This is a genomic window from Cupriavidus sp. H18C2 (assembly GCF_049393795.1).
GTDB classification, from domain to species: Bacteria; Pseudomonadota; Gammaproteobacteria; order Burkholderiales; family Burkholderiaceae; genus Cupriavidus; species Cupriavidus pauculus_C.
In genome coordinates this window covers 502,632-518,210 of sequence record NZ_CP186010.1, presented here as the reverse complement: position 1 = coordinate 518,210, position 15,579 = coordinate 502,632, and the positions used below count along the sequence as shown (strand labels likewise).

At 70.1% G+C, this 15,579-nt stretch carries 12 protein-coding genes; 5 read left to right on the top strand and 7 right to left on the bottom strand.

Features of this window, described 5'->3' with window-relative positions; genetic code table 11:
• Positions 1 to 60: 60 nt before the first annotated feature.
• Positions 61 to 1,506: a pyruvate kinase gene (gene pyk, locus EPAKOI_RS02420; protein WP_313837754.1), complete on the bottom strand. Its 1,446-nt coding sequence runs from the start codon at positions 1,504 to 1,506 to the stop codon at positions 61 to 63.
• An 88-nt stretch (positions 1,507 to 1,594) separates the two neighbouring features.
• Positions 1,595 to 2,791: a phosphoglycerate kinase gene (locus tag EPAKOI_RS02415; RefSeq protein ID WP_313837753.1), complete on the bottom strand. Its 1,197-nt coding sequence runs from the start codon at positions 2,789 to 2,791 to the stop codon at positions 1,595 to 1,597.
• A 359-nt stretch (positions 2,792 to 3,150) separates the two neighbouring features.
• Here EPAKOI_RS02415 and EPAKOI_RS02410 point away from each other — a divergent pair, with 359 nt between their 5' ends.
• Positions 3,151 to 4,257: a helix-turn-helix transcriptional regulator gene (locus EPAKOI_RS02410; RefSeq protein WP_423192868.1), complete on the top strand. Its 1,107-nt coding sequence runs from the start codon at positions 3,151 to 3,153 to the stop codon at positions 4,255 to 4,257.
• A gap of 120 nt (positions 4,258 to 4,377) precedes the next feature.
• Entirely contained in the window at positions 4,378 to 5,589 is a 1,212-nt protein-coding gene (locus EPAKOI_RS02405) for a helix-turn-helix transcriptional regulator (RefSeq protein ID WP_423192867.1), read from the top strand.
• On the opposite strand, the gene EPAKOI_RS02400 is transcribed toward EPAKOI_RS02405, so the two are convergent.
• The 5 genes from EPAKOI_RS02400 to EPAKOI_RS02380 form a co-directional block, all read right to left on the bottom strand.
• Entirely contained in the window at positions 5,586 to 5,909 is a 324-nt protein-coding gene (locus EPAKOI_RS02400) for an AzlD domain-containing protein (protein ID WP_423192866.1), read from the bottom strand. The genes EPAKOI_RS02405 and EPAKOI_RS02400 overlap by 4 nt on opposite strands.
• Positions 5,906 to 6,703, bottom strand: coding sequence for an AzlC family ABC transporter permease (locus EPAKOI_RS02395; protein WP_423192865.1), 798 nt, complete (start codon positions 6,701 to 6,703; stop codon positions 5,906 to 5,908). Before EPAKOI_RS02395 ends, EPAKOI_RS02400 begins: the two co-directional genes overlap by 4 nt.
• Positions 6,704 to 6,917: 214 nt before the next feature.
• Entirely contained in the window at positions 6,918 to 8,240 is a 1,323-nt protein-coding gene (locus EPAKOI_RS02390) for an MFS transporter (protein ID WP_124682362.1), read from the bottom strand.
• A gap of 30 nt (positions 8,241 to 8,270) precedes the next feature.
• A complete protein-coding gene (locus EPAKOI_RS02385) occupies positions 8,271 to 9,746 on the bottom strand; it encodes an amidase (RefSeq protein WP_423193475.1) in 1,476 nt (491 codons plus the stop codon).
• A 476-nt stretch (positions 9,747 to 10,222) separates the two neighbouring features.
• Positions 10,223 to 13,114, bottom strand: coding sequence for a DEAD/DEAH box helicase (locus EPAKOI_RS02380; protein ID WP_423192864.1), 2,892 nt, complete (start codon positions 13,112 to 13,114; stop codon positions 10,223 to 10,225).
• Between the two features lie 168 nt (positions 13,115 to 13,282).
• Here EPAKOI_RS02380 and EPAKOI_RS02375 point away from each other — a divergent pair, with 168 nt between their 5' ends.
• The 3 genes from EPAKOI_RS02375 to waaF all read left to right on the top strand — a co-directional run bounded on the left by EPAKOI_RS02375 (position 13,283) and on the right by waaF (position 15,579).
• Complete coding sequence (locus EPAKOI_RS02375) at positions 13,283 to 14,203, top strand: branched-chain amino acid transaminase (RefSeq protein WP_124682365.1); 921 nt, start codon at positions 13,283 to 13,285, stop codon at positions 14,201 to 14,203.
• Positions 14,204 to 14,249: 46 nt separating this feature from the next.
• Positions 14,250 to 14,444 carry a zinc-finger domain-containing protein gene (locus EPAKOI_RS02370; RefSeq protein ID WP_029051276.1) on the top strand — a complete coding sequence of 65 codons (195 nt, stop codon included), beginning with the start codon at positions 14,250 to 14,252 and terminating at the stop codon, positions 14,442 to 14,444.
• Between the two features lie 112 nt (positions 14,445 to 14,556).
• Positions 14,557 to 15,579: a lipopolysaccharide heptosyltransferase II gene (gene waaF, locus EPAKOI_RS02365; protein ID WP_423192863.1), complete on the top strand. Its 1,023-nt coding sequence runs from the start codon at positions 14,557 to 14,559 to the stop codon at positions 15,577 to 15,579.

Here is a 15,579-nt window from a genome sequence, read left to right as displayed (position 1 = left end):
GGCAGGTTCGCGCATCCGTGGCGGGCCGTCGGTGCACCACGCCACATCGGACGTCATGGGCTACTTGAACTTGCTGCCGACCCGCACGATCTTCAGCGTGTTCGTGCCGCCGGCCTGGCCCATCGGCTCGCCAATCGTCAGCACGATGAAATCGCCGTGCTGGACGGCCCCCTGGGCCAGCAGCAGTTCCTCGGCCTGCTCCAGCGCCTCGTCGCGGTCCGTGCTCGACTGCAGCGGCAGCGGCACCACATTGCGGTAGAGCTGCATCTTGCGCTGCGACGCCAGGTTGGGCGTCATGGCGTAGATCGGCACGTGAATCCGGTGGCGGCTCATCCACAGGGCCGTGGCGCCGGAATCGGTCAGCGCGGCAATCGCCTTCACGCCTAGATGATAGGCCGTGAACAGCGCCCCCATGGCGATCGACTGGTCGATGCGCGAGAAGGTCTGGTTCAGGAAATCGGTGTCAAGCTGCACCACCTCGGACTTCTCGGCCTCCAGGCAGATCGCGGCCATGGCCTCCACCGTTTCCACGGGATACCGGCCGGCGGCGGTCTCGGCCGACGTCATCACCGCGTCGGTGCCGTCCAGCACAGCGTTGGCCACGTCCGACACCTCGGCGCGCGTCGGCACCGGGTTGACGATCATGCTTTCCATCATCTGCGTGGCCGTGATCGTCAGCTTGTTGGCCTCGCGGGCCAGCCGGATCATGCGCTTCTGCAGCGCCGGCACGGCGGCGTTGCCCACCTCCACGGCCAGGTCGCCGCGCGCCACCATGATGCCGTCCGACGCGCCGAGGATTTCCTCCAGCACGCCGGGGCGGATGGCTTCGGCCCGCTCGATCTTGGCGATCATCCGCGCCTTGCGGTTATGGGGCTGGCCGGCCACGTTGGCAAGCTGGCGCGCCATTTCCATGTCGGTGGCGTTCTTCGGGAAGCTCACGGCCACGTAGTCGGCGCCCAGGGCCATGGCGGTCTTGATGTCCTCCATGTCCTTGGCGGTCAGCGCCGGCGCCGACAGCCCTCCGCCCTGGCGGTTGATGCCCTTGTTGTTCGACAGGTCGCCGCCCACGCGCACGGTGGTGAAGATCTCGCGGCCGATCACGCGGTCCACGACCAGCACGATCAGGCCGTCGTTGAGCAGCAGCACGTCGCCGGGGCCCACGTCGCGCGGCAGGTCCTTGTAGTCCAGCCCCACGCGCTCCTGGTTGCCCAGCTCGCAGGCCGAATCCAGCACGAACGGGTCGCCGGCCTTCAGCGTGACCTTGCCCTGTTCGAACTTGCCCACGCGGATCTTGGGGCCCTGCAGGTCGGCCATGATCGCCACTTCGCGGCCGCACGCGGCGGCGGCGTCGCGCACAAGCTGGGCGCGGTCGATATGGTCCTGCGCGGTGCCGTGCGAGAAATTCAGGCGCACCACGTCAACCCCGGCCGCGATCATGCGGGTCAGCATGTCCAGCGAGCTGGACGCGGGGCCAATCGTGGCGACGATCTTGGTGGAGCGAGTCATTCGGGCGGGTTCCTGTTCGGGGGCTTCAGGGGACGATGGGTCGGCGGACCGGCCGGCAAACCCGCCGGCCCGGTCCGGGGCGATCGGATCAGCCTGCGGCGCGCTGCTCCAGCACCTCGAAGGCGGGCAGCGTCTTGCCTTCCAGGAATTCCAGGAAGGCGCCGCCGCCGGTGGAGATGTAGCCGATGCGGTCCGCAATGCCGTACTTGGCGATGGCGGCCAGCGTGTCGCCGCCGCCGGCGATCGAGAACGCCTTCGACGACGCGATGGCCTCGGCCAGGACCTTGGTGCCGTTGCCGAACTGGTCGAACTCGAACACGCCGACCGGGCCGTTCCAGACCACGGTGCCGGCGGCCTTGAGCTGCTCGGCCAGCATGGCGGCCGTCTTCGGGCCGATGTCCAGGATCATGTCGTCGTCGGCCACGTCCTTGACGTCCTTGACCGTGGCGGCGGCCGTGGCGCTGAATTCCTTGGCGCAGACCACGTCCACCGGGATCGGCACCGACGCGCCGCGCGCGGCCATGATGTCGATGATGGCGCGGGCGTCGCCCACCAGGTCGGCCTCGGCCAGCGACTTGCCGATCTTCAGGCCGGCGGCCAGCATGAACGTGTTGGCAATGCCGCCGCCTACCACGAGGTTGTCCACCTTGTCGGCCAACGCCTTGAGGATCGTCAGCTTGGTCGACACCTTGGAGCCGGCCACGATGGCCACCAGCGGGCGGGCCGGCTGGCCCAGCGCGCGGCCCAGCGCGTCGATCTCGGCGGCCAGCAGCGGGCCGGCGCAGGCCACCGGGGCGAACTTGGCGATGCCGTGAGTGGTGGCTTCGGCGCGGTGGGCGGTGCCGAAGGCGTCGTTCACGTAGACGTCGCACAGCCTGGCCATCTTCTGCGCCAGTTCGTCGCTGTTCTTCTTCTCGCCCTTGTTGACGCGGCAGTTTTCCAGCAGCACCACCTGGCCTGGCGCCACTTCCACGCCGTCGACCCAGTTCTGCACCAGCTTCACGGGCTTGCCTAGCAGCTCGGACAGGCGCGTGGCGATGGGCGCCAGCGAATCCTCGGGCTTGAACTCGCCCTCGGTCGGGCGGCCCAGGTGTGACGTCACCATCACAGCCGCGCCGGCGTCCAGGCAGGCCTGGATGGCCGGCACCGAGGCGCGGATCCGCGTGTCTTCGGTGATGTTGCCGGCGTCGTCTTGGGGCACGTTCAGGTCGGCGCGGATGAACACACGCTTGCCGGAGAGGTTGCCTTGGGAAATGAGATCGGAAAGACGCAGGACAGAGGTCATGGCGGTAAGCGCGGGGACGTGGACGGCATACATCCGTCCACAGAAGTCGGGGAAGCCGGCATTTTACCTGATCGTGGTGGCCAATTTGCGGCCATCCGGGCCCTGGGCGTGGCGCGGCAGGCCCCGGCGGCGCAGACCCCCCTGAAGTAGGGCGTGTTTCGCGACCCGGCGCACGGTCGCTTCGGTTAATGTACGGTTAATGTACTAAACGTATGCATTGTCAGACACTCGAACCACTTTTGATAATTTTGGTACATGATGTCGGCAGCCGGCCACAGATCGGCGCCCAACCATTCCCCGGACGTGCGCGACGGACACGCGGGAAGGATTGAAGTAGCTAAATGCAAGGGGGTAGTCAGATGGAGCAGTCCGCCATCCACGGCGCCATCCGTGGATTGTATGAAGGCGTTCTCGATCCGGCCGCGTGGCACCAGAGCCTGCGCACGCTGACCGAGATCGCGGATAGCGCCCATGCGTCGATGATGGTGTGGGACACCGTGCGCGACCAGGTGACCGTCAACGAGGTGATCAACCCGGTGGTCGAACTGTTCACCACCTACGAGAACGAATTCCAGGCCATCGACCCGGCCAAGGACTTCGCGCCCCGGCTGGTGCCGGGCGCCTGGTACATCGACGCGCGCGACCTGGGCCCGCAGGCCATGGCGCGCCACCCGTTCTATCGCGATTTCTTCAACCGCTTCGAGCTGCGATCGTACGTGGCCTGCCTGGTGGAGCGCCAGCCGCACTACGAGGTCTATTTCTCGATGCAGCGCGCGCTGACGCAGGACACGTTCTCCGGCGAGGACACGCGCCGGCTGGACTGGATCATCCCGCACATGCGCAGCGCCGTGGCCATGCGCGACCGCACGCTGGCGCTGTCGACGATGGCGTCGCTGTCGGCGCGGCTGCTCGAACGGATGGACTTTGCCGTGGCCGTCTACACGCCCGACCGGCACCTGCTGCTGGCCAACATGGCCGGCGAACGCTGGGCGCGCCGGCTCGATCCGGCCGGCAAGACGGCCAGCTGGCAGCTTTCGCGCCCGTTTCCGGAAATGGTGCAGGCCGCCTGCGACCCGGCCAACCCGCTGGGCGCCCAGGCCGCCCGCGCCACCGACGCCAGCGGCAACGTGGCCGACGTGCTGGTGCTGCCGCTGCCCGCCACGCACGCCTTTGCCTCGGCCTGGCAACACCCCGCGGCGCTGGTCGTCGTGCACGAGGCCGGCGCCCCGTCGGTCCTGCTGGACACCGTGCTCCGCAACCTGTTCTCCCTGACCCCCGCCGAGACCCGCCTGGCATCGCGCCTGGCCACCGGCGAAGGTCTTCCCGATGCCGCCCGGCACATGCGCATCCGCCATGAAACCGCCCGCACCCAGCTCAAGTCGATCTTCCAGAAGACCGGCTGCACCAGCCAGGCGCAGTTCACCCACCTCCTGACCAGGCTCGCCACCACGCTTCACGGCGCCTAGCGGCCCGCCATTGGGCGGCCATTGTCAACACTGTCAGCGACGGACAGCGCCACGCGAGCGACAGCCGGCGTGCGTGCGCTCGTTTCATCACACAAAAAAGCTAGAAGAAAGGATTTCTGCATGACCGAAGGTGACATGCACGAGACCATCCGCGGTCTCTACCAGGGGGTGCTCGATCCCCTGGCATGGCAACGCAGTCTCTACGCGCTGTGCAAGTGGAGCGGCAGCATCCAGGCGTCCCTGCTGGTGCTCGATACCCGGCACCAGACCGTCCACGTGCGCCATCTGGTCAATCGCGCGCCGGACAACCTGGCCATCCTGCCGCCGCCGTACCGCGTGCACGGCGGCATGCCGTTCGCCGGCGTGCTGCCGGTGGGCGGCTGGCAGATCGACCGGCGCGACCTGCCTGGCATGGAGACCGGCCACGCGCCGCTGCGCGGCCAGGCGCTCGACGACGTCGCGCTGACGTCGGTCATGGCCTGCCTGGTCGACCGCCGGCCCACGCACGGGATCTACCTGGCGCTGCAGCGGCCGGCCGGCGAGGAAGGCTATGCGGAAGCCGACGCCCGCGCGCTGGACTGGGCCATCCCGCACCTGCGCGAGGCGCTGGCGCTGCGCGACCGCACCCACGCCGCGGCCCAGCAGGGCCATGTGTCGGCCGACCTGCTCAACCGGCTGCCGTTCGGCGTGCTGGTGTTCGCCGAATCGGGCCGGCTGCTGCTGTCCAACGCGGCGGGGCTGCCCTGGGCGCGGCGGCTGCTGCCGGGCGAGAGCTCGGAGGTGCCCGGCGCGGCTGACGGCCCGGACCATGGGAATATCGGCGGAAATATCGGCGGGCATGGCAACGGAAATGGCAACGGCCACGCCTGGCGGCTGTCGCGCTCGTTTGCCGATGTGATGCGCGCGCTATGCGACCCCGGCTCGCTGCAGCCGGCGCAGGCCATCCAGGCCACCGGCGCCGACGGCCGCGGCGCGCAGATCGTGGCCGTGGCGCTGTCGCCGTCGCTCTCGCTGCCGTCGCAATGGGAGGGCCAGCCGGTACTGGTGGCCATCCACGAAAGCCAGGGGCCGCCCCGCGCGGTGCCGGCCGTGCTGCGCGACCTTTATGGCTTGACGCCGGCCGAGAACCGGCTGGCGATGCTGCTGACCACCGGCATCGGCCTGCCCGACGCCTGCCTGCAGCTCGGCATCAAGCGCGAGACCGGGCGCTCGCAGCTGAAGGCCATCTTCACCAAGACCAGCACCAGCACGCAGGCGCAGCTGGCGCACCTGCTCACGCGGCTGGCCAGCATCCTGGCCGAGCCGGGCGGCCGCACGCGCGACGCGGCCTAGCCCAGCAGCCGCAGCGCGGTGTAGACGACCATGCCCACCACGATCATGCCGACCATGCGCTTCGTGAACACGTAGCACAGCGTGGCGGCGATGCCGGCCATGAGCTTGTCGTTGCCCGGCGCGATCGTGAAATGCCCCTCGAAGGTCAGCAGGTCCGGCAGGATGATGGCCGCCAGCGCGGCGGCCGGTGCGTAGCGCAGCGCGCGCTGGATGCGGTCCGGCACCGTCACGCGCTCGCCGGCCATCAGGAACAGCGCGCGGGACAGCACCGTCACCACGGTCATGCCGACGATGGCCACCCAGGTCTCCACATGGCTCATGCCTGGTCTCCGGTCGGCTGCTCGCGCCGGCGCGCGCGGATGCCGCGCAGCGTGGCCCGCGCGGCCATCTCGTCGCTGGCCATGCCGGCGGCAATCGCGGCCACCACGGCCAGCACCAGCGCCAGCCGGTACGGCAGGTCGAAGCAGAGCAGCGCCACCACCGCCGACACCACCACCGCCATCAGCGTCGAGCGCGAGTTGATCGTGGCGATCATCACCGGGATCAGCGCCAGCGTGCCGGCCAGCGCCAGGCCCCAGCTATCGGGGAACAGGCTGGCCAGCAGGATGCCGATGATCGACGACACCTGCCACGTGGCGCAGTTGATCAGCGCCATGCCCCAGAAATAGCCTTCCTTGCCCGGCACGTGGCCCGGCTCGGTATAGCGCTGCATGAAATAGACGAAGTGCAGGTCGCCGTTGAAGAAGCCCAGCAGCGTGCGGCGCCATCCCGGCAGGTAGTTGAAATGCGGCTGCAGCGCGGCGCTGAAGATCACGAAGCGCAGGTTCACCACGGCCGCCGTCAGCCAGACCGTCCAGATCGGCATGCCGGCCGCGAACAGCGGCAGCACCGCCAGCTGCGCGGAGCCGGCATAGACCAGCAGCGACATGCCGATGGCCTCCGGCACGGTCAGCGCCGACTTGCTCATGGCCACCCCGGTGACCAGGCCCCACGAGAACACGGCGGGCAGGGAAGGCGCGAAGAACCGCGCGCCCGCGAGAAAGGCAGTGCGCTCCACCTCGGCAAACCGATGCCAAAGGCGCAACCACACCGGGGACGACGTTCGGGGTGTCATGGCGAGATGAGAAGAGAGGCACGGCAGGCCGTCTGGCGCGGCATTGCCGTCAGGAAAGACCATCGGCCACGCACGCGCGTGGCCGATGGCGGAGCAGCCATTATAGGCCTGCGACCGCCGCTGGTAAGCAGCAGCTTAAAAGTGTCCGGGCAACTGTTGTATCGAGGTCAAACGGCCGCGGTCCGCCCCTCGCCGGACGGGTCCCGGCGGCCATTCAGGCCAGCTTGCCGGCCGGCGCGCCCGACGCCACGGCCGGCTGCCGGGCCGCCTCGGGGTCGTGGTCGTCGCCGCCGCCGGCCTGGTTCAGGTCGATGCCCGACGTCTCCGGCAGCAGCGCGGCCGACACCATCACCAGCGCGTAGCCCACCCCGGCCACCATGGCGATGGCCAGCGCCAGCGACGTGCGCCCGCTGTTGAGCCAGCCCACGGCCAGCGGGAAGAACGATCCGATCACCCGGCCCAGGTTGTACGACACGCCGTAGCCGGTGGCGCGCACGCTGCTCGGGTACGACTCAGAGATCGTCGCCCCGATGCCCGAGAACACGCCCTGCATCAGCACCCCGAGCGGAAAGCCCAGGAACAGCATCGACGTGTTCGAGACCGGGATCACCATGTAGATCATCGCCATCACGAACGCGCCGGCCGCGAACGCGATGTAGGTCAGCCGCCGGCCCCAGCGGTCCGTGGCATAGGCGCCGGCCACGTAGCCGACCAGCGACCCCAGGATCGTCACGGCCAGGTAGGAACTGGTGCCGAACACCGACAGCCCGCGCTCGGTCTTCAGAAACGTGGGCAGCCACGTGGCGATGGCGTAGTAGGCGCCCAGCATCCCGCCCGACAGCAGGCTGCACAGCACGGTCTTGCGCAGCAGCGGCTTGCGGAACACACGCGCCAGGTCGGCGCCCGGCGACACCGCGCCGCGCTCGGCCCGGCTCTTCAGGAACACCTCGGGCTCCTGCAGGTTGCGGCGCAGGTAGACCACCACCAGCGCCGGCAGGATACCCAGGAAGAAGCACACGCGCCACGCCACTTCCGGCTCGAACAGGCTGAACGTGATGGCATACGCGATGGCCGCCCCGCCCCAGCCGAACGAATAGCTGCTGGCCGTGAAGCCCGAATACTTGCCGCGGTGCGCCGGGTTGCGGATCAGTTCGGTCACCAGCACCATGCACAGCGACGATTCGCCGCCAAAGCCCAGCCCCTGCAGCATCCGGAACACCATCAGTTGTTCCGGCGAATTGGCGATGCCGCACAGGAAGCACGAGACCGCGAAGACCAGGATGGTCCAGCGCAGCACCCGCACCCGCCCGAAGCGGTCGGCCAGCAGCCCGGCGCCCACCGCGCCCACCAGCGACGACACCAGCGTCCACGTCACGATGGCGCCCGCCATCGACTTGCTCATGCCCCACTGCGCCAGCAGCGTGGAGATCAGGAACGAATAGATCATGAAGTCGAATACGTCGACCGCATGCCCCAGGAACGCCCCGTAGAACCCCTTGCGCTCCGCGCGCGACAACTCCCTGAACCAGTCCAGCATGATCGCCCTCCCCTTTTGTAGCGATGATCTTCAGATGCGCGGCGCGCGGAACGCGAAGCCCGCGTCCTCCAGCAACTGTGCAAACCGCAGCGCCGTGAGGTCGTGGTAGCGGCCCGCCACCACCTGCACGCCCACGGGCAGCCCGTCGCTGGCTGGCCCGATCGGCGCCACCGTCGACGGCAGCCCGCACAGGCCCGAATGGCCCGCCCAGAACAGTTGCGACGTCAGCGGCCACGGCCGGCCGTTGACCGTGATCGACCGCTGCCACGGCTCGCCCTGCTCGTCGAGCGGAAAGGCGGTGGTGGACGCGGCCGGACACAGCAGCACGTCGTAGTCGCCGAAGAAGCGGTGCCAGGCGCGGGCAAAGCGCTCGCGCGCGGGCTGCAGCCGCAGCCAGTGGCGGTGGCTCAGCGCGGCGCCGGTGAACTGCAGCGTGGCGTAGTCGGCATCGTCGCCGTCGGGCTGCCCGGCACGCGCCAGGGCGTCGGCAAACGCGGCGTCGTCCATGTAAAGCGAGGTCGTGGCGCGCAGCAGCAGCACGTAGACGCGCCACAGCTCGGCCGGATCGAAATCGGGCCGCACGTGCCACGCCACTTGCGCGCCCGCCGCCTCCAGCCAGTGGCCCAGCCGTTCGATGGCGCCGCTGACGGCGGCGTCGGCCTCGGCCAGCGGGTGGGTTGGCAGCACGGCCACGCGAAAGCCGTCGAGCCGGGCGATGTCGCACGGCGGCAGGTCGAGCCGCCACGCGGCGCCCTCGGCGGCGTCGGGTCCGGCGATGGCCCGCAGCACCAGTTCCAGGTCACGCGCGCTGCGCGCCACCGGGCCAGCCACGTTGATGTCCTGGGCGGCAAACCCCGCCTGGGCATTGCCATGACCGCGCAACGGCACGATGCCGTGGCTGCTCTTGTGCGAGAACACGCCGCAGTAGTGGGCCGGGTTGCGCAGCGACGAGCCGATATCGGACCCGATATCGAAATAGCTCATCCCGGCGCAGACCGCCGCCGCGCTGCCGCCCGACGACCCGCCCGGCGTACGCGACAGGTCGTGCGGATTGCGCGTGGTGCCGTAGACGGCGTTGTAGGTCTGCCAGTCGCGCAGGCCCAGCGGCACGTTGGTCTTGCCAAGCAGCACCGCGCCATGCGCGCGCAGGCGCTCGACGACCACGGCATCGGCGGCGGCACGATGGGTGGCCCGCGCCGGCGCACCGCAGGTGGTGGGCCAGCCGGCCACGTCGAACGATTCCTTGACCGAGAACGGCACGCCATCGAGCGGCCCGCGCGTCCGCCCGGCCTGCCGCCGCGCATCGCTGCCCGCCGCCGCCTCGCGCGCCGCCTCGAAATCGGCCAGCACCATCGCATTGACCGCCGCATGCCGCGCCTGCCAGGCCGCGTGACAGGCATCCACCAACGCAACCGCCGTGGTCTCGCCGCGCGCCAGTTGCGCGGCGGCGACATGGGCAGGCAGCCAGCATGCATCGGACGGATTGGCGGCAGTCGGGGGCGGCAGGGTCACGGGGGCTCCGTTTTTGGGCTTGGGCCAGGTCGGCTGGCTTGCGGGGGTTTCGGTATACTATATTCAGGTTTCGGAGAATCACAAGGCAGTATTTATGCCAGGGTGGTGTACGCTGTGGCAGCCCGGCCAGCGGGTGGGTGCTTCCCGCTCCCGCCCAGCGGGACAGGCGTGCGGGGGTGAGGGCCGGAGTTTACGACTGCCATCCACGCCCGTTCCCAAGCACCACAATGACGCCGCAGTTGTATACCGTTTGGTGCACCGCGATCAGATTTGGCGCGGCCGGCCCTCTCCCCAACCCCCTCTCCCGCAGGCGGGAGAGGGGAGCAAACCGGCGGGAGATTTGGGGTAGTCGAACGCTGGCGAATCACCACAAACCAGTCCCCTCTCCCGCCTGCGGGAGAGGGTTAGGGAGAGGGCCGGGCGGTTGCAACCACGACTTGTCCCGCATCCCACCGCCTGCCCCCAAACCCCTACCGCCGCAGCAAACCCACCAGTTCATCCACATCCAGCAGCGCCGCCTCGCGGCCGGTGGCTTCGTCGGCGGTGGCGTCCAGCACGCCCTCGGCCAGCGCGCGTTTCCCTTGATGCAGGTCGACGATGCGTTCCTCGATGGTGCCGGCCGTGATCAGGCGGTAGACGGTGACCGGCCGTTGCTGGCCGATGCGGTGGGCGCGGCCCATGGCCTGGTCTTCGGCGGCGGGGTTCCACCAGGGGTCGGCGATGACCACGTAGTCGGCGGCCGTCAGGTTCAGGCCGAAGCCGCCGGCCTTCAGGCTGATCAGAAAGACGTCGCCCTCGCCCGCCTGGAATGCCGCCACGCGGCGCGTGCGTTCAGCGGCGGGCGTGGCGCCGTCCAGGTACTGGCAGGCCAGCCCGGCCTCGTCCAGCGGCTGGCGAAGCAACTGCAGGAAGTCGACGAACTGGCTGAAGACCAGCGTGCGATGGCCGTTGGCGGCCAGCGTGGCGGCCAGTTCGGCAAAGGCGCGGACCTTGGCGCCGGGATGCCCGGTTTCCGGCGTCGCCAGCCGGGGATCGCAGGCGGCGCGGCGCATCCGCATCAGTTGCGCCAGCACGTGGATGCGGGCGTCGGGCTCGGGCGGCGTGGCGCGCGCCCTGGCCGGCTTGCGTGGCCGCAGCAGTGCGCGTTCGGCCTCGGACAGCGCCTGGCGGCGCAGCGCCTCGTAATGGGCCGCCTCGGCCGGCTCGGGCGTGACGCGGATGACCAGTTCCGTGCGCGGCGGCAGTTCGTCCAGCACCTGCGCCTTGGTCCGCCGCAGCACGAATGGCGCGATCATCCGGCGCAGCCGCGCGCGGCGCTCGCGGGCGCCGTTGCGTTCGATGGGGTTGGCGAAATGCTCGTTGAAGCGGGCCAGCGACCCGAGCAGCCCCGGGTTGCAGAACCGCATCACGGCCCACAGTTCCGCCAGGCGGTTTTCCACGGGCGTGCCGGACAGCGCCACGCGGCAGTCGGCCGGCACCGCGAACATCGCCTGCGCGCGCCGCGACGACGGGTTCTTGAACGACTGCGCCTCGTCGGCCACCACGGTGTGCCAGCCCCGCGCGCAGAAATCGCGGCGCGCCTGTTGCAGCAGGTTGTACGACACGATGACCAGATCCCCGGCGCCAGCCGCGCCGACGATGGCCGTGCGGTCGCCCTCGGCGTAGACATGGACGGTCAGCGTGGGCGCGAACCGGCGCGCCTCGGCCGCCCAGTTGCCGCAGACCGACGTGGGCGCCACCACCAGCGCGGGCCCGCCGGGCGCGCGCGCCACCAGCAGCGCCAGCGCCTGCAGCGTCTTGCCCAGCCCCATGTCGTCGGCCAGGCAGGCGCCGAAGCCGGCCTCGGCCAGCGACATCATCCAGCGATAGCCTTCCAGCTGGTACGGCCGCAGCTCGGCCGCCAGCGCGGGCGGCGCCGGGGCGTCGTGCGCGCGCGCCGCGTGCAGCCGCTTCACCCGCGTGCGGAAGTGCGCGTCGGGATCGACGCCGGCACCGGCCAGCACGTCGTCGAGCCACGGCGTGGCCACCAGCGGCACGCGGATGCCGTCGCGCACGCCATCGCCCACGGCGGCCAGGTCGCGCAGCCGGTCGCGCAACTGGGCCGTCAGCGCCACGTACACGCCGTGGTCCATCGGGATGAAGCGGCCCGCGTGGCCGTGCGCCCACGCCACGAGCTTTTCCAGCGACAGCACCAGCCCCTCGGCCACGTGCAGTTCGCCGACCAGCTTGAACCATTCGCTGCCCGATTCCACGCTGACCGCCAGTTGCGGCAGGTCGGCCGGCAGCACGCGCAGTTCGCGGCCGCGCGGCCATTCCAGGTCGATCACGCCCGGCAGGCCGGGCAGCGTTTCGATGGCCGTCAGCGCGTCCTCGGGATCGTCGAGCGTCCAGGCCAGCTCGCCGCTGGCCGGCGCCAGCTGCACCAGCCGGGGCAGCGCGTCGAAGACCTCGGCCACGTGCGCGAGTTCGGCGTCGAGCTGGCGATCGGTGACCAGCGTCTCGCCGCCCAGCGTCGCCATCAGCTTCGCCCGGCCGTGGCCCGGCGCCAGGCGCGGCCCGAGCGGCCCCAGCGGCGTGACCACCAGCCGCAGGCTGATGCCCCGCCCCACCGGCGCCACCTCGGCGCGCAGCCGCGTTTCGGGCTCGCGCTCGCGGGCCTCGCCCGAGCTGTCGGCATGGATCTGGAAGTGCCCGGCCAGCGCCCGCAGCGTGCTGTCGAGCCGGGCCTGCGCGGTGGCGGGCACGGCCAGCCCGCCGGCCATCAGCGTGGCGGCCTCGGCCTGGGCGGCGGTGAAGCGGTACACGCGCAGCCGGCGGGCGCCGTCCTGCAGCACGGTGATGTGGCGCAGCGCCTCGGCCTCCTGCCGGGCAGCGGCGGGCAGGAAATCCTCCATCGACTTCGCGGCGCGCAGCGGCGGCACGATGCGCAGCAGGTAGCGGTCGCCCTCGCGCACGGCTTCCAGCGCGGGCGTCGCTTCGAGCACTTCCATCGGGATCGTCGGCGCGTGGGCCAGCACCACGGCCGGGTGGCCGACCAGCGCCAGCGCCGCGGCGGCGCGGTCCAGCACGTGGCGGCGGTTGCGGGAGGTATCGCGCCGGATGGCCCGGGCCAAGCGGGCATCCCACGGCGGCAGGGCGTCATCGGCGGCCACGCGCGCCAGTGGCACGGGGCGCGGCCGGCTCCAGCCGCGCGCGCTCCACGCCTGCTCCATCGGCTCGATGGCGTCCACCTCGCCATCGGCGCCCAGCGTCAGCGCCCAGACCAGCCGGCGCGCGGCGCCTGGCTCCGGGGCGGGCGCGCCGCCGGCCAGCGCCTCCAGCGCCCCCAGCGCGTCGCGCCAGCGGTCGTCGCCGTCCGGCATGTCGGAGTCGGGGGGCTGGGCGGGGAACGGGACACGAACGGCGCGGATGGTCGGGACAGGGAACGTGCGATTGTAGAACGGCGCGCACGCCACCCCGCGTTGGCACACAAGGCCCCCCCGGCTTACAATGGCGCCTTTACGACTTTTGTTGGTGACGGGGAGACGACCATGTCGATGGCAGATCGCGACGGCAAGATCTGGATGGACGGCAAGCTGATTGAATGGCGCGACGCCAAGATTCATGTGCTGACGCACACCCTGCACTACGGCATGGGCGTATTCGAGGGCGTACGTGCCTACAAGACCCCGGACGGCACCGCGATTTTCCGCCTGAAGGAGCACACGCGCCGCCTGTTCAATTCGGCCAAGATCTTCCAGATGGCGATGCCGTTCGACGAGGCCACGCTCGAAGCCGCCCAGCGCGAGGTGGTGCGCGCCAACAACCTGGAGTCGTGCTACATCCGCCCGCTGGTCTGGATCGGCTCGGAAAAGCTGGGCGTCTCGGCCAAGGGCAACACGATCCACGTGGCCATTGCCGCCTGGCCCTGGGGCGCCTACCTGGGCGAGGAAGGGCTGGAGCGCGGCATCCGCGTCAAGACGTCGTCGTTCACGCGCCACCACGTCAACGTGTCGCTGGTGCGCGCCAAGGCCAGCGGCTACTACATCAACTCGATCCTGGCCAACCAGGAAGCCACCAGCCTGGGCTACGACGAGGCGCTGCTGCTGGACACCGATGGCTACGTGAGCGAAGGCTCCGGCGAGAACGTGTTCATCGTGCGCAACGGCGTGATCTACACGCCGGACCTGGCCTCGTGCCTGGACGGCATCACGCGCGACGCCACGCTGACGATTGCCCGCGACCTGGGCATCGAGGTGCGCGAGAAGCGCATCACGCGCGACGAGATGTACTGCGCCGACGAGGCGTTCTTCACCGGCACCGCCGCCGAGGTGACGCCGATCCGCGAACTGGACGACCGCGTCATCGGCGAAGGCCGTCGCGGCCCGGTGACCAAGCGCGTCCAGGACGCGTTCTTCGCGGCCGTGGGCGGCACCGACGAGAAGTACAAGAAGTGGCTGACGCTGGTCTGATCCGGCGCCATCCATCCCGAATTCCCCGCAAGACAACCGTAACACCATGACGCAAACCGCAACCGTCGTCGAGATCGGCGCCGAAGACATTCCGCTGCACTGCCCCACCGGCAACACGCCGGCCTGGAACTACCATCCCCGCGTCTTCCTGGACGTGGTGGATACCGGCGAGGTCAAGTGCCCGTACTGCGGCACCGTGTACAAGCTCAAGCCGGGCACCGTGCTCAAGGGCCACCACTGACCGCGGCGCCGCGACGCCAATGCTTCCCCACGCCCCGGGCCGCGCACGCGCCCCGGGGCGTTGACATGCCCGGGCACCCCGCACAAGAAAAGGGCCGCGTACCACCCACTCCATGAGAAAAGCCCTCGTTATCGCCCCCAACTGGATCGGCGACGCCCTGATGGCGCAGCCGCTGTTCGCCCTGCTCAAGTCGCGCCACCCGCGCCTGGTCATCGACGCCCTGGCACCCAAATGGGTGGCGCCGGTGCTGGCCCGCATGCCCGAGATCGGCAAGGTATTCCCCAGCGACCTCGCGCACGGCAAGCTCCAGCTGAGCGCGCGGCTGATGTTCGCGCAGCAGCTCAAGCACGAAGGCTACGACGTGGCCTACGTGCTGCCGAATTCGCTGAAGTCGTCGCTGATCCCGTTCCTGGCCGGCATTCCGCTGCGCATCGGCTACCGGGGCGAGGCGCGCTTCGGCATGCTGAACATCCGCCACAAGAACCCGCCGCGCGACCGGCGCCCGCCGATGGTGGAACACTACGCCCGGCTGGCGCTGAAGCCCGGCGCCCGGCTGCCCGAGTCGGTTCCCGATCCGCAACTCAAGGTCGATCCGGCGCGCATGGCCGCCACGGCCGGACGCTTCGGCATTGCCCCCGGCACCCGCGTGATCGCGTTCTGCCCCGGCGCCGAGTTCGGCCCGGCCAAGCGCTGGCCGGCCGCGCACTTTGCCGCGCTGGCGCAGATGCTGCGCCGGTCGTACCCGTACGCGCAGATCGTCACGCTGGGGTCGGCCAAGGATGCCGAGATTGCCGAGGCCATCGTCCAGGGCGCGCCGTTCGTGCGCAACCTGTGCGGCCAGACGTCGCTGGACGACGCGGTGGACCTGCTGGCCCTGTCCGAGGCCGCCGTCTGCAACGACTCGGGCCTGATGCACGTGACCGCCGCGCTGAACCGGCCGCAGGTGGCCGTCTACGGGTCGAGCGACCCCCGCCATACGCCCCCGCTGTCACAGGCAGCGAGTATCATGTGGCTTCAACTCGAGTGCAGCCCCTGCTTCAAGCGCGAGTGCCCGCTGGGCCACCTGCGCTGCCTGAAGGAAATCGAGCCCGAAATGGTGTTCGTCGAGTTGCGCAAGCTCCTGCACCGTCCCTGA